General features: G+C 72.3%; 11 protein-coding genes. 9 read left to right on the top strand and 2 right to left on the bottom strand.

The features are described 5' to 3' along the window. Positions 1-46 precede the first annotated feature (46 nt). Positions 47-523, top strand: a complete 477-nt coding sequence (locus E1286_RS23550; RefSeq protein WP_246075063.1) for a MarR family winged helix-turn-helix transcriptional regulator — start codon at positions 47-49, stop codon at positions 521-523. 52 nt (positions 524-575) lie between these two features. On the opposite strand, the gene E1286_RS23555 is transcribed toward E1286_RS23550, so the two are convergent. Together E1286_RS23555 and E1286_RS23560 are read right to left on the bottom strand one after the other, a co-directional pair. Further along, positions 576-2849, bottom strand: a complete 2274-nt coding sequence (locus E1286_RS23555) for a HelD family protein (protein WP_132615611.1) — start codon at positions 2847-2849, stop codon at positions 576-578. A gap of 112 nt (positions 2850-2961) precedes the next feature. Beyond that, on the bottom strand, positions 2962-4002 hold the full coding sequence (locus E1286_RS23560; RefSeq protein WP_132615612.1) for a LacI family DNA-binding transcriptional regulator: 1041 nt from the start codon (positions 4000-4002) through the stop codon (positions 2962-2964). Positions 4003-4211: 209 nt separating this feature from the next. Here E1286_RS23560 and E1286_RS23565 point away from each other — a divergent pair, with 209 nt between their 5' ends. The 8 genes from E1286_RS23565 (at position 4212) to E1286_RS23595 (ending at position 12781) form a co-directional block, all read left to right on the top strand. Further along, positions 4212-5504 (top strand): ABC transporter substrate-binding protein, encoded by a 1293-nt coding sequence (locus tag E1286_RS23565; RefSeq protein ID WP_223190291.1) that lies wholly within the window; start codon positions 4212-4214, stop codon positions 5502-5504. Beyond that, positions 5501-6436, top strand: a complete 936-nt coding sequence (locus E1286_RS23570) for a carbohydrate ABC transporter permease (protein ID WP_223190293.1) — start codon at positions 5501-5503, stop codon at positions 6434-6436. Before E1286_RS23565 ends, E1286_RS23570 begins: the two co-directional genes overlap by 4 nt. Then, positions 6433-7260: a carbohydrate ABC transporter permease gene (locus tag E1286_RS23575; RefSeq protein ID WP_132615613.1), complete on the top strand. Its 828-nt coding sequence runs from the start codon at positions 6433-6435 to the stop codon at positions 7258-7260. Before E1286_RS23570 ends, E1286_RS23575 begins: the two co-directional genes overlap by 4 nt. Position 7261: 1 nt before the next feature. Beyond that, positions 7262-9835 carry a glycoside hydrolase family 78 protein gene (locus E1286_RS23580; protein ID WP_132615614.1) on the top strand — a complete coding sequence of 858 codons (2574 nt, stop codon included), beginning with the start codon at positions 7262-7264 and terminating at the stop codon, positions 9833-9835. Between the two features lie 30 nt (positions 9836-9865). Further along, positions 9866-10627 (top strand): SDR family NAD(P)-dependent oxidoreductase, encoded by a 762-nt coding sequence (locus E1286_RS23585; RefSeq protein WP_132615615.1) that lies wholly within the window; start codon positions 9866-9868, stop codon positions 10625-10627. Between the two features lie 149 nt (positions 10628-10776). Beyond that, positions 10777-11085 (top strand): helix-turn-helix domain-containing protein, encoded by a 309-nt coding sequence (locus tag E1286_RS49360; RefSeq protein WP_223190295.1) that lies wholly within the window; start codon positions 10777-10779, stop codon positions 11083-11085. Then, positions 11037-11378, top strand: coding sequence for an MmyB family transcriptional regulator (locus E1286_RS49365; RefSeq protein ID WP_223190297.1), 342 nt, complete (start codon positions 11037-11039; stop codon positions 11376-11378). The genes E1286_RS49360 and E1286_RS49365 overlap by 49 nt, the downstream gene beginning before the upstream one ends. Further along, positions 11375-12781 carry a sensor histidine kinase gene (locus E1286_RS23595; RefSeq protein WP_132615616.1) on the top strand — a complete coding sequence of 469 codons (1407 nt, stop codon included), beginning with the start codon at positions 11375-11377 and terminating at the stop codon, positions 12779-12781. Before E1286_RS49365 ends, E1286_RS23595 begins: the two co-directional genes overlap by 4 nt. Positions 12782-12919 lie beyond the last annotated feature (138 nt).

The raw sequence follows: 12919 nt of genomic DNA on the forward strand, positions 1-12919 counted from the left end.
TTTAGACGCCTCAAGACATCCTGATAACCTTCTCAGGAAGCGAGAGGTGAGCGTGAACGACGAACGCGAAGACCTGATCCGCCGGATCACCGAGACCCAGCGGGATCTGGGGCGGCTGCTGGCCCGGCACCCGTCTCCCCTGTTCCGCTCCCACCTCACCATGAGGCAGCTCAAGGTCCTCATGATCCTGGCGGTGAACGGCTCCGCCTCCGGACAGGACCTCGCCCACGGTCTCGGCGTGGGGCTCGGCACCGTCACCGGCATCGTCGACCGCCTGGTGACCCAGGGCCTCGTCAGCCGGCACGAGGACCCGCACGACCGCCGCGTGCGCCGCGTCGAGCTCACCCCGGACGGCGTCGCCCTCATGGAGGAGATCAACGACACCGGCATCGAACACTACCGCCGCATCATGGACCACCTCGACACCGAGACCCTGCGCGCCCTCGAGCACGTCACCCGCACCGTGCAGGCCGTGGCCGAGGACCTCGCCCAGGCGGACTCCCCCTCGTTGAGGAGTTTCTGAACGCCGGGACGATGATCACCGTCCCGGCCCGGCGCCTTTACATTGTAGATTTCTAGCCGAGGCGGGACAGCACCGGCGGAAGCTCGCCCTCGTGCACCACCGTCAGCCGCCGCGTCGCCCGCGTCACCGCCACGTACAGGTCACGGCCGCCCTGCTCCGACTGGGCCAGGATGCCCGCCGGGTCCACCACCACGACCGCGTCGAACTCCAGCCCCTTGGCCTGCGTCACCGTCAGCACCACCACCGGCGCGTCCAGGTCGCCGTCCGGGAACAGCCGGGCCACCTCCGCGCGCCGCGCGTCCGGCGTCACCACACCGAGCCGGCCCTCGCCGATGTCCGCCAGCTCCCGCGCCACCAGGTCCGGCAGCCCGGACACCGGCAGGCGCACCGCCCGCGGCTCCGCCTCGCCCTCGCGTACCGACACCGGGGGCTCCTGCTCCGGCGCGAACGCACGCAGCACGTCGGCCGCCACCCGCATGATCTCCGCCGGCGTGCGGTAGTTCACCAGCAGCCGCTCCTCCCGCCAGCGCCCCTCCAGGTACGGGTCCAGCATCTCCCCCCATGAGCGCGCGCCCGCCGCCGCCCCCGTCTGAGCCAGGTCGCCCACCACGGTCAGCGACTTGGCCGGGACCCGCCGCATCACCATCCGCCACGCCATCGGCGACAACTCCTGCGCCTCGTCCACGATCACGTGCCCGTACGCCCACGTGCGGTCGGCCGCCGCCCGGTCGGCCGTCGTCAGCCCGGCGCCGTCGTCGGCGTGCCGCTCGGCCAGCACGTCGGCGCGCTCGAAGACGCCCTCCTCGGCCACGCCCGTCGAGGTCAGCACCTCGCGCGCGTACAGCTCCCGCTCGGCCAGCTCCTCCACCGCCACGCGGGCCGCCACCCGGCGCGCCGAATCGTCCTCGCCGAGCAGCTCGGCCGCCTCGTCCAGAAGGGGAACGTCGCCCACCGTCCAGGGGGCCTCCACCGGGCGCACCAGCTCCTGCCAGGCCAGCCCCTGCGGCGCCACCGCGGCCAGCGTCCGCGGCGAGGCGAGCAGCTCCGAGACCAGCCGCTGCGGAGTCAGCTCAGGCCACAGCCCGTCGACCGCGCGCCGCACCTCCGGCTCCTCCCACAACCGCCGCGAGGCCAGCTCGATGTCCAGCTCGTCGAGGTCGCCCTCCAGGTCGAGCGGCTCGGTCAGCTCCGGGTCGTCCACCTCCAGCTCGTCGATGTGCAGCGACTCCTCCAGCGCCCGCGCCTCGGCCTTCGCCAGCTCCTTGAGGAGCTCGGTGACGTACAACTTGCGGGCCATGTTGTGCGGCAGCCGCACCGCCCGCGCCCGCTCGCGCAGCCGCGCGCACGTCTCGTGCGGCACCCGCAGCCGCAACCCGTCGAGCTCCACGACCAGCTCGCCGCCGGCCACCCGCTGGCGCTCCCGCACGGCCCCGGCGACCACCTCGGCCATCCGCAGGTCGCCCTTGACCACCGCCGCGGCCGGGGCGTCGTCCGCCACCGCCCGGACGCCCGGGAACATCTCGCCCACCGTGGTCATCACCACCTGCGTCTCGCCCAGCGCCGGCAGCACCTGGCCGATGTAGCGCAGGAACATCGCGTTGGGACCCACCACCAGCACCCCGCGCCGCTCCAGCGTGTCGCGGTGGGTGTAGAGCAGGTACGCCGCCCGGTGCAGCGCCGCCACCGTCTTGCCGGTGCCCGGCCCGCCCTGCACCACCAGGGCGCCCTGCAGCGAGGAGCGGATCACCCGGTCCTGCTCGGTCTGGATGGTGGCCACCACGTCGCCCATCCGCCCCGTACGGCCCCGGCGCAGCGCCGCCAGGAGCGCGGCCTCGCCCACCAGCGCGCGCCGGTCGCCCTCGCTCATCCCGTCGAGGTCGAACACCTCGTCGTCGATGCCGACCACGCGACGGTCCTTCAGGTGCAGATGGCGGCGGCGCACCAGCCCGTCCGGGTCGGTGGCCGTGGCCACGTAGAACGGCCGCGCCGCCGGCGCCCGCCAGTCGATCAGCACCGACTCGTGGTGCTCGTCGCGCAGCCCGATCCTGCCGATGTAGACGTTCTGTCCGGAGCCGTGGTCGATGCGGCCGAAGCACAGCCCCCGCTCGACCGCGTTGAGCTGCGCCAGCCGCCGCGCCTGCTCGCCCGCCGACACCTCGCGCTCGACCCGCGCCTGGCGGCCGGCCACCGCGCCTCCGCCGGCGTACACCTGGCGCAGGGAGCGCTCGGCCCGCTCCCGCGCGGCGTCGAGCAGGCCGTAGAGCCACGACACGGTGCGCTGTTCGCTGTCAAGGGCTTCCGCGAGACCATCTTGCCGATTAGCCATTCCGTGGTATACTCCTGTCGGAGAGGTCTGTGAAGGGCTCTTCTTGCGATGAGGGTGTCCGAGAGTACTCCCCTCCCGTCTTCGCGCGCAAACCCCGGTGTCAGGCGCGGTGTCAGGCCACGGAATCCGGCGGCGGGGCGGTCGAGCGGCGCGGCACCAGCGTCGGCGTCACCGAGAAACGCACCGCGCTCCTCCTGCCTTCGACGCGTTCCAGCAGCAGCCGGCCAGCCGTGCGGCCCATCACGCCGCCGTCCTGGTCGACGCTGGTGAGCGAGATCTGCGACAGCCCCGCCAGGCGCGTGTTGTCGTAACCGGCCAGCGACACGTCCGCCGGCACAGAAAGGCCCGCCTCGTGCAGCGCCGTCAGCGCGCCGAACGCGGCCTGGTCGGCGCCCGCGAAGATCGCCGTCGGGCGCGGCGAGCGGGCCAGCAGCTCACGCGCCCCCTGGTAGCCGCCCTCCTCACTGTAGGAGGTCAGCGCCACCGCGATCTCGCCCTCCAGGCCCTGCTCGCGCATCACCCGCGCGTAGGTGGCCGCCCTGATCTCGTGCAGCGTCGCCGCCGCCCTGCCGCGCCCGACGGCGCGCTGGCCGATGTGCGCGATGCGGCGGTGGCCCAGGCCGATCAGATGGCCCACCACCAGCTCCGCCCCGACCTCGTCGTCGTCCAGCACCGTGTCGTAGCGCGCCGACTTCTCGTGCAGGCCCAGCACCACCGCCGGCACCTGGCCCGCCACCTCCTCCAGCCGGGCCCGCGCCACCCGCGGCGCCACCATGAGCAGGCCGTCGACCTGCCGGTCCACCAGCGCGTCGATCGCCCGCGACTCGGCCTTGGCGTCCGGCCCGCCGGTCACGATGATCGCCTGGTAGTCGGTGGCGGCGAGCTGCTCGTACAGGCCGTCCAGGATGTCGGGGAAGAACGGATTGCGCAGGTCCGGCAGCAGCACCCCGATCGTGTACGTGCGCCCGCGCATCGCGCGGGCCGCCGCGCGCGGCCGGTAGCCGAGCTCGTCGATCGCCGCCCTGACCCGGTCGCGCATCGCGGGGCTGACGCCGTAGGCGCTGCGCAACACCTTCGACACCGCCGTGGTGGAGACCCCCGCGTGGCGTGCCACGTCGGCGATCGTCACGCGCCGCCGCTGCCGCGTGCTCATCGCCTCTGCCTCTCCCTGGACACGCGCTCGGACCGGCGCGAACGCGTGGGTAACGTTACCCGAATCGGCATGACAGAACACCGCACAGTCGCTGCATCACGGTTGGGAATCGTTCCCCAATCCAAGCCTTGACGCGTCAGTACGGTGACACTTACGTTAACTAGCACCGGGGGCTCTTAAAACGATTCAACCGGACCTGGAGGGGTGTCGTGAAGACCTCTCATCGCATGCTCGCCGCGGCGCTGGCCGTCGCCCTGACCTCCTGCGGCTCCGGCTCCGAGCCGGCCGCGGACGACGGCACCACGACGCTGTCCTTCCTCGTCGACAACAGCCCGGCCTCCCTCGACACGGCCAAGGCGCTGACGGACGCGTTCATGCAGGCCAACCCGAACATCACGATCGAGACGGAGACGCGGCCCGGCGGCAGCGAGGGCGACAACATCGTCAAGACTCGGCTCTCGACGGGCGACATGTCGGATGTGTTCTGGTACAACTCCGGCTCGCTCCTCCAGGCGCTCAACCCCGCCCAGACCCTCGTCGACCTCACCGGCGACCCGGTGCTCGCCAACGTGCAGGAGGACTTCCTGAACGTGGTCTCCCAGGGCGGCAAGGCGTACGGCGTCCCGGCCGGCAGCGCCATGGGCGGCGGCATCCTCTACAACCGCAAGGTCTACGAGCGGCTCGGCCTGCAGACGCCCAAGACCTGGGCCGAGTTCATGGCCAACAACGACAAGATCAAGGCGGCCGGGATCACCCCGGTCATCGCCACCTTCAGGGAGACCTGGACCTCGCAGCTGTTCGTGCTGGGCGACTTCTACAACGTCCAGGCCGCCGCCCCCACCTTCGCCCAGGACTACACCGCCAACAAGGCCAAGTTCGCCACCACACCCGCGGCCAGAGGCGGGTTCGAGCATCTCGCCGAGGTGCACGCCAAGGGCCACCTGAACGAGGGCTTCGGCTCCGCCACCGTCGACCAGGGCATGAAACTGCTGGTCGAGGGCAAGGGCGCGCACTACCCGATGCTCAGCGCCCAGCTGCCGCCGATGGTGAGCGAGACGCCGCAGGCCGCGACCGACATCGGCTTCTTCGGCATCCCCGGCAACGACCCGGCCAAGCACGGCGCCACCATCTGGGAACCGGGGGCGCTCTACATCCCGAAGAACACCGAGAACCTCGAGACCGCCAAGAAGTTCCTGGCCTTCGTCGCGACCCCGGCCGCCGCCGACGCGATCACCAAGGCCGTCCAGCCGGCCGGGCCGTACCGGATCAAGGACGCCACGCTGCCCGACGACGCCATCCAGGCCGCCAAGGACCTGCAGACCTACATCGACGACGGCGCCACCGCGCCCGCCCTGGAGTTCCTCTCCCCTGTCAAGGGCCCGTCGCTGGAGCAGATCACCGTCGCCGTCGGCTCGGGCCTGACACCGCCCGCCGAGGGCGCCGCCCAGTACGACCAGGACGTCGAGAAGCAGGCCAGGCAACTGGGGCTCGCGGGGTGGTGACCAGGCAGGACGCCGGGCCCCGCACCGGGCCCGGCCGCGCACCCGAGCGCCGGCGCGACCGCACCGCTCGCGGACGGCAGCGCTCGGCCTACCCGTACGCGCTGTACCTGCCGGCCGCGGTCGTCTACGTGGTGATCTTCGGCGTGCCGACGGTGATGGCGTTCTACTTCGCGCTGACCCGCTGGACGCTGTTCGACAGCGAGTTCGTCGGCCTGCAGAACTTCCGCGACTTCTTCGCCGAGCAGAACCTGCGCATCGGCTTCACCAACACCCTCGTCTACGCGGTCGTCACCAGCGGCCTGAAGGTGGTGCTGGGGCTGCTGCTCGGCGTGCTGCTCACCTCGCGGCTGCGGCTGCGCGGGTTCCTGCGCTCGGTCGTCTTCTTCCCCGTGCTGGTCTCCACCGTGGCGGTCGGCTTCACCTTCACCGCACTGCTGCGGCCCGACACGGGGCTGGTCAACCGGGCGCTCGCGCTGGTCGGCGTCGACGGGCCCGACTGGCTCGGCGACGCCACCACGGCGCTGCTGTCGGTGGCCATCGTGGACGTGTGGAAGGGCGTCGGCATCGCCACCGTGATCTACATCGCCGGCATCCTGTCGATCCCGCAGGAGTACTACCAGGCCGTCGCCGTCGACGGGGGCGGCGCCTGGCACCGCTTCCGGCACGTGACCATGCCGCTGAGCTGGCCGGCCACCTACTCGGTGATCATCCTGTCGTTCATCGGCGGCCTGCGGTCGTTCGACCTCATCTGGACGATGACGCGCGGCGGTCCCGGCTTCACCAGCGACACCATCGCCTCGATCATCTACAAGCAGTACCAGGCCGGCTTCTTCGGGCTGTCCACCGCCGGGAACGTCATCCTGTTCGTCGTCGTCACGGCCATCGTCGTCCCGCTCAACTGGTTTCTCGGCAGGAGGCAGGCAACGCCATGAGAGCCTTGCGCAGGGCCGGCGGCGAGCTGACCGCCCTGGTCGTGGCCACCGCCGTCTTCCTGGTGCCGTTCTCGTTCATGCTGCTGACCGCGGTCAAGGACGAGTCGCAGGCGCAGGACCTCGACTTCGCCTGGCCCACCAGCTGGCCGATCGTGGAGAACTTCACGGCCGTCATCCAGGCGCGCGACTACGTGCTGCTGCGCGCGTACGTCAACTCCACGATCCTGACCGTCGGCTCGGTCGCGCTGATCGTGGTCTTCGGCGCGATGGCCGCGTTCGTGCTGCAGCGCCGCGCCGGCCGGGTCGGGACGCTGGCCAACTTCCTCGTGCTGTCGGGGCTGATCATCCCGCCGGCGATCGTGCCCACGATCTGGTTGCTGCAGGCGCTCGGCCTGTTCAAGACCATGCCGGGGCTGATCCTGGTGGAGGTCGCCTTCAACCTGTCGTACGCGGTGCTGTTGTTCCGGGCGTTCATCGCGGCCATCCCGCGCGAGCTGGACGAGGCCGCCATGATCGACGGCTGCGGCGGGCTGCGGCTGTTCTTCCGGGTGATCTTCCCGCTGCTGCGGCCGGTCACCGTCACCGTCATCCTGACCAGCTCGGTCACCGTCTTCAACGACTTCGTCAACCCGCTGTACTTCCTGCCCGGCGACGACAACGCCACCGTGCAGGTCACCCTCTACAACTTCCAGAGCCAGTACAGCACCCAGTGGAACCTGCTGTTCATGGACATCGTCCTGATCACGATCCCGCCGCTGCTGCTGTTCGTCTTCTTCAACCGCAAGATCGTCGCCGGCATGACCGCCGGAGCCATCAAGGGATGACATGACCTCTCTCACCGTCGAACCGGTCACCTTCGAACACCACCGCGACGCCCTGGGCATCGGTGAACCCGAGCCGCGGCTGTCGTGGGTCGTCAGCGCCGATCTGCCCGGCTGGCGGCAGGTCGCCTATGAGATCGAGCTCAGCGACGGCACCGCCACCGGGCGCGTCGAGTCCGGTGAGTCCGTGCTCGTGGCCTGGCCGGGGACTCCGCTGGCGGCGCGGGAGCGGCGCGGGGCGCGGGTGCGGGTGCACGGCGCCGACGGCTCGCTCAGCGGCTGGAGCGCCTGGTCGTGGGCCGAGGCCGGGATCCTGGAGCCGTCCGGGTGGCGGGCGCGGGCCGCCGCGCCGCCGGTGGAGCTGCTCGGCCCGCCCGACGGGCCCGCGCTGCTGCTGCGCCGCGAGTTCACGCTGCGCGGTCCCGTCGCCTCCGCCCGTCTGTACGTCACCGCGCACGGCGTGCACGAGACCGAGATCAACGGCCGGGTCGTCGGCGACGAGGTGCTCGCGCCCGGCTGGACCAGCTACCATCACCGCCTGCGTTACCGCACGCACGATGTGACGGCCCTGCTGGGCGAGGGCGGCAACGCCATCGGCGCCACCCTCGCCGACGGCTGGTGGCGCGGCCGGCTGGGCTTCAACGGCGGCGTCACCGGCGTCTACGGCGACCGTACGGCGCTCATCGCGCAGCTGGAGGTCACCTACGCCGACGGCGGCACCGACGTGATCGTCACCGACGGCGACTGGCGCTGCGCGCCCGGTCCGGTCACGGCCGCGAGCCTGTACGACGGCGAGAAGCACGACGCCCGCCTGCTGCCCGCCGGCTGGTCGCGGCCGGGCTTCGACGACGCCGGCTGGCTGCCCGCCGACGCGCTCAACCACGACCCGGCCCTGCTGGCCGCCCCCACGGGGCCGCCGGTGCGCCGGGTGGAGGCGCTCGATCCCGTCGAGGTGCTGACCGGCCCCGGCGGCGAGACCATCGTGGACTTCGGCCAGAACATCGCCGGCCGCCTGCGCATCCGCGTCCAGGGCCCGGCCGGGCGGACCGTCACGCTGCGCCACGCCGAGGTGCTCGAAGACGGCGCCCTGGCGCTGCGGCCGCTGCGCCAGGCCGACGCCCTCGACCGGTACACGTTGCGGGGCGACGCCGAGCCCGAGGAGTGGGAGCCGCGCTTCACACTGCACGGCTTCCGCTACGCGGAGATCTCCGGCTGGCCCGGCCCGTTCGACCCCGCCGATGTGCAGGCGGTGGTCTGCCACACCGACATGGCCCGCACCGGCACGTTCACCAGCTCCGACCCGCTGCTCAACCGGCTGCACGACAACGCCGTGTGGAGCATGCGCGGCAACTACGCCGACGTGCCCACCGACTGCCCGCAGCGCGACGAGCGGCTGGGCTGGACGGGCGACATCCAGGTCTTCGCCCCCACCGCGTCCTTCCTGTACGACTGCGCCGGCCCGCTGGCGTCCTGGCTGTCGGACCTGTCGGCGGAGCAGGCCGCGTACGGCACGGTGCCGTTCTTCGTGCCGTGGGTCGGCGTGCTCGGCCGCGAGCCGGTGCCGGCCGCCGCGTGGGGCGACGCCGCGGTGATCGTACCGTGGGTGCTCTACCAGCGCTTCGGCGACATCGGCATCCTGGAGGCGCAGTACGCCGCCATGACCGCCTGGGTGAACGAAATCGCGGCCCTGGCCGGCGAGTCGCATCTGTGGGACACCGGTTTCCAGTTCGGCGACTGGCTGGACCCGGCCGCGCCGCCGGACCAGCCGGGCAAGGCGCGTACGGATCCGGCGCTCGTCGCCACCGCCTACCACGCCTGGACGGCGCACCTCGTCTCCGAGGCCGCGCGCGTGCTGGGCCGCGACGACGACGCCGAGCGGTACGCGGCGCTCGCCTCGGCCGTGCGGGAGGCGTTCCGCGGCGAGTTCGTCACGCCGTCGGGGCGGCTGGCCTGCGACACCCAGACCGCCTACGCCCTCGCGCTGGAGTTCGGGCTGCTGGACAAGCCCGAACAGCGCGAGCGGGCCGGGCGCCGGCTGGCCGAGCTGGTCGCCCACGACGACCACCGCATCGGCACCGGCTTCGTCGGCACCCCGCTCGTCATGGACGCGCTGGCCTCGGTGGGCGCGTACGACACCGCCTACCGGCTGCTGCTGCGGCGCGAGTGCCCGTCGTGGCTGTACCCGGTCACCATGGGGGCGACCACCATCTGGGAACGCTGGGACAGCCTGCTGCCGGACGGCAGCGTCAACCCAGGCGAGATGACGTCGTTCAACCATTACGCGCTCGGGGCGGTCGCCGACTTCCTGCACCGCACCGTGGCCGGGCTGGCCCCGGCCGCGCCCGGCTACCGCCGCCTGCGCGTCGCGCCCCGGCCGGGCGGCGACCTCACACACGCCTCGGCCGAGCTGCGCACGCCGTACGGGCCGGCGTCGGTGGCCTGGCACCGTACCGGGGACACCTTCACCCTCACGGCGACCGTCCCGCCGGGGACGGTGGCCGAGGTGGACCTGCCGTTCTCCGGCGAGCCCGCCACGGAGGTCGGCTCCGGCACCCACACCTTCACCGTGCGGATCTAGCCACTGCGCGGGCTGCTATGTTGGCGGGCCATGTCGGAGTATCTGTCTGCACTGTTCTCCCTGCGGGGCCGGCGCGCACTGGTGACCGGGGGCAGCTCCGGCATCGGGTACGCCATGGCGGAGGCGATCGGCCGGGCCGGCGCCGAGGTCGTGCTCGTCGCCCGCCGGCCGGCCGAGCTGGACGAGGCGGTGGCCCGGCTGCGCGGGCACGGCGTCACCGCCTCCCGGATCAGCGCCGACCTCGGCGTGCGCGACGACGTCCGGCGGGTGTGCGAGACGGCCGGTGAGATCGACATCCTGGTCAACGACGCGGGCAACAACATCCGCAAGCCGATGGCCGAGCTCACCGACGACGACTACGAGCGCACGCTGGCCGTGAACCTGACGGCGCCGTACCTGCTGGGGCGGCACCACGGGCCCCGGATGGCGGCGCGCGAGTGGGGCCGCATCATCAACGTCGGCTCGCAGCAGTCGATCAGCGCGTTCGGCGACAGCGGCGTCTACGGCGCCGCCAAGGCGGCGGTGGCCGGGCTGACCCGGTCGCAGGCCGAGGCGTGGTCGGCCCGGGGGGTGTGCGTCAACACGATCATGCCCGGGTTCGTGCTCACCCCGCTGACCGCGCCCGCGCAGGCCGTGCCCGGCCGCGTCGACGCGATGGCCGCCCGGCACATGGCCAAGCGCAACGGCGTGCCGGAGGACTTCGTGGGCGCGGCGGTGTTCCTGGCGAGCGACGCGTCCGCGTTCGTCACCGGGCAGATGCTCTTCGTGGACGGGGGTTTCTCCGTCCACTAGCTGTATTGACCACGAACGTTGTTAACAGAACCAGCGCCTTTACATTGTAGATTCATACCGGGGCCGAGAACTATTGCACTTCATGTCTAGGTATCGCGTGTCGGGATAAAACCGGATTAAACGTATATATGTGGTCATAGCGTGTCTTTATGGACGACAATCAGCTAGGGGACTTTCTTCGCGCCCATCGCGAAGCGGTACGCGCTGAGGATGTCGGGCTGAGACCACCGGGCCGCCGCGGCAGACGCGGGCTGCGGCGGGTGGAGGTGGCCAGGCTGGCCTCCGTCAGCACCGACTACTACTCCCGGCTGGAGCAGGGCAGGCACCGCAACCCTTCCGACCAGGTGCTCGACGCCGTGGCACGGGCGCTGGGGCTGGACGACGCCGCGGTGCCGCACATGCACGAGCTGTGGCTGAGCTGCGGGCCACTGCGGGGACCGACCCGGACCCCTGCCTGACCGAGCTGGTCGAGGAGCTCTGCTCCGGCAGCGACGACTTCCGCCTGTTGTGGTCGCGCCACGACGTCAAGCCCAGGACCCGCGGAGTGCGGTGCTTCCGCCACTGGGAGGCGGGCGACCTCACGCTCGACTACCAGGCGTTGTCCGTCAACAGCGCACCCGACCAGCATCTGGTCACCTACCAGGCCCAGCCCGGCAGCGAGTCGGAACAGAGACTCGCGCTGCTGGAGACCTTCACGCGGCCCGCCCGGCCACCCGAGCTCGCCGCCGTGAGCGCGGGAGGCGGCCCATGATCGTGGGTCTGCTGAGAAGCCGGGTGACGGCCACCTGCGTGCTCCCGCAGTCGATCCAGGCACGCTGCACGCTGATGGTGAGCGCGGCCGTGCTCGTCTGCCTGGCCCTGACGGGCGTCTGCCTCACCATGGCGATCAGGCAGGTCGCCGAAGCCGCCCTCTACGACGACATCGAGGCCGTCGCCGCCCGGTGGGCCGCCGAGGCGCGCGAAGGGCGTCCGCCGCGGACGATCCCGGTGACGGCGAGGGTCGACCACATCCAGATCGTGGACGCGCAGGGTCTCGTCCTGGCGGCCAGCCGGACAGTCGTCGGCCTGCCGCCGCTGACCGGACTGCGGCCCACCGTCCGCGACCGCGTCAGGGAGACCACCGCCCGCCGGCCCGACGGACGGCTCCTGCTTCTGACCGCCGTCCGCGTCTCGCCCGGGGCCGGCTCCCGGTACGTGTACGCCGGGCTCGCCGAGCCGCCCGTCCTGGCCGGGCACCGGCTGGAGCTGGTCATGGCGGCCCTCGCCGTGCCGATCCTGCTGCTGGCGCCCCGGGCGATCGCCTCGGTGGTGGGCTGCACGCTGCATCCGGTGGAGGCCATCCGGGCGCGGATGCGCGAGATCGGCGGCCGCACCCTGAACCTGCGGGTGCCGGTGCCGCCGGGCGACGACGAGATCGCGCGGCTCGCCCGCGCGGTCAACGAGATGCTCTCCCGCGTGGAGCGCGCGGTCACCCAGCAGCGCCGGTTCGCCTACGACGCCGCCCACGAGCTGCGCGGGCCGATCGCGGGGCTGCGGGCGGTCCTGGAGGACGCGCTCGCGGAGCCCGGCGCGGGCGATCCCGCCCTGACGTACCGCAGGGCGCTGTCGTCCGAGCTGGAGGCGATCGTCGACGACCTGCTCGTGCTCGCCCAGCTCAGGAAAGGCGACCCGGCGCCGCCCGAGCAGGTCGACCTGGGCGCCCTGGCGAGCCAGGTGGCCGCCGCCCGCCCGTCCAGGCCGCCCATCCGCGTCGGCCTCCCGCCCTGCGCGTGGGTACGGGGCTCGCGGGTCCAGCTGGCCCGCGTGGTGGAGAACCTGCTGGCCAACGCCCAGCGGCACGCGCGTTCCCGGGTCGAGCTCGTCGTCGCGAACGCCGACGGGCACACGATGCTGAGCGTGACCGACGACGGCGTCGGCATCGCGCCGCAGGACCGCGAGCGCGTCTTCGAGCGCTTCACCCGCCTGCCGGACGCGCGCCGCCGCGACCCCTCCGGCAGCGGGCTCGGCCTCGCGATCTCCCGGGAGATCGCCGAGGCGCACCGGGGAACGCTGCGGGTCGAGGACTCCCCCGTGGGAGCCCGATTCGTCCTCCGGCTGCCGGGCGCCGTGGCCTCACCCTGCCGAAACGCGCGGCGGCGGAGCGAGGCGTGCTGATCGCGCTCTTCATCCACTTCTCAGAAAGGAGGCTTACCGTGGAGCTTCGTGCTGGTTCGTGAGAAGGCGGAGACGGCGGTGCGCGTACGGCCCCGCCGGATGTGGCGGGCGCGGGTGGCCACGGGGGTGGCCGTGCTG

The sequence above is a fragment of the Nonomuraea terrae genome, from assembly GCF_004348995.1.
Taxonomy (GTDB): Bacteria; Actinomycetota; Actinomycetes; order Streptosporangiales; family Streptosporangiaceae; genus Nonomuraea; species Nonomuraea terrae.

Coding starts and splice junctions, on each gene's coding strand:
- E1286_RS23560 (WP_132615612.1), bottom strand. CDS start 4,002: ATGAGCACGCGGCAGCGGCGGCGCGTGACGATCGCCGACGTGGCACGC.
- E1286_RS23555 (WP_132615611.1), bottom strand. CDS start 2,849: ATGGCTAATCGGCAAGATGGTCTCGCGGAAGCCCTTGACAGCGAACAG.
- E1286_RS49360 (WP_223190295.1), top strand. CDS start 10,777: ATGGACGACAATCAGCTAGGGGACTTTCTTCGCGCCCATCGCGAAGCG.
- E1286_RS23585 (WP_132615615.1), top strand. CDS start 9,866: ATGTCGGAGTATCTGTCTGCACTGTTCTCCCTGCGGGGCCGGCGCGCA.
- E1286_RS23575 (WP_132615613.1), top strand. CDS start 6,433: ATGAGAGCCTTGCGCAGGGCCGGCGGCGAGCTGACCGCCCTGGTCGTG.
- E1286_RS23595 (WP_132615616.1), top strand. CDS start 11,375: ATGATCGTGGGTCTGCTGAGAAGCCGGGTGACGGCCACCTGCGTGCTC.
- E1286_RS23580 (WP_132615614.1), top strand. CDS start 7,262: ATGACCTCTCTCACCGTCGAACCGGTCACCTTCGAACACCACCGCGAC.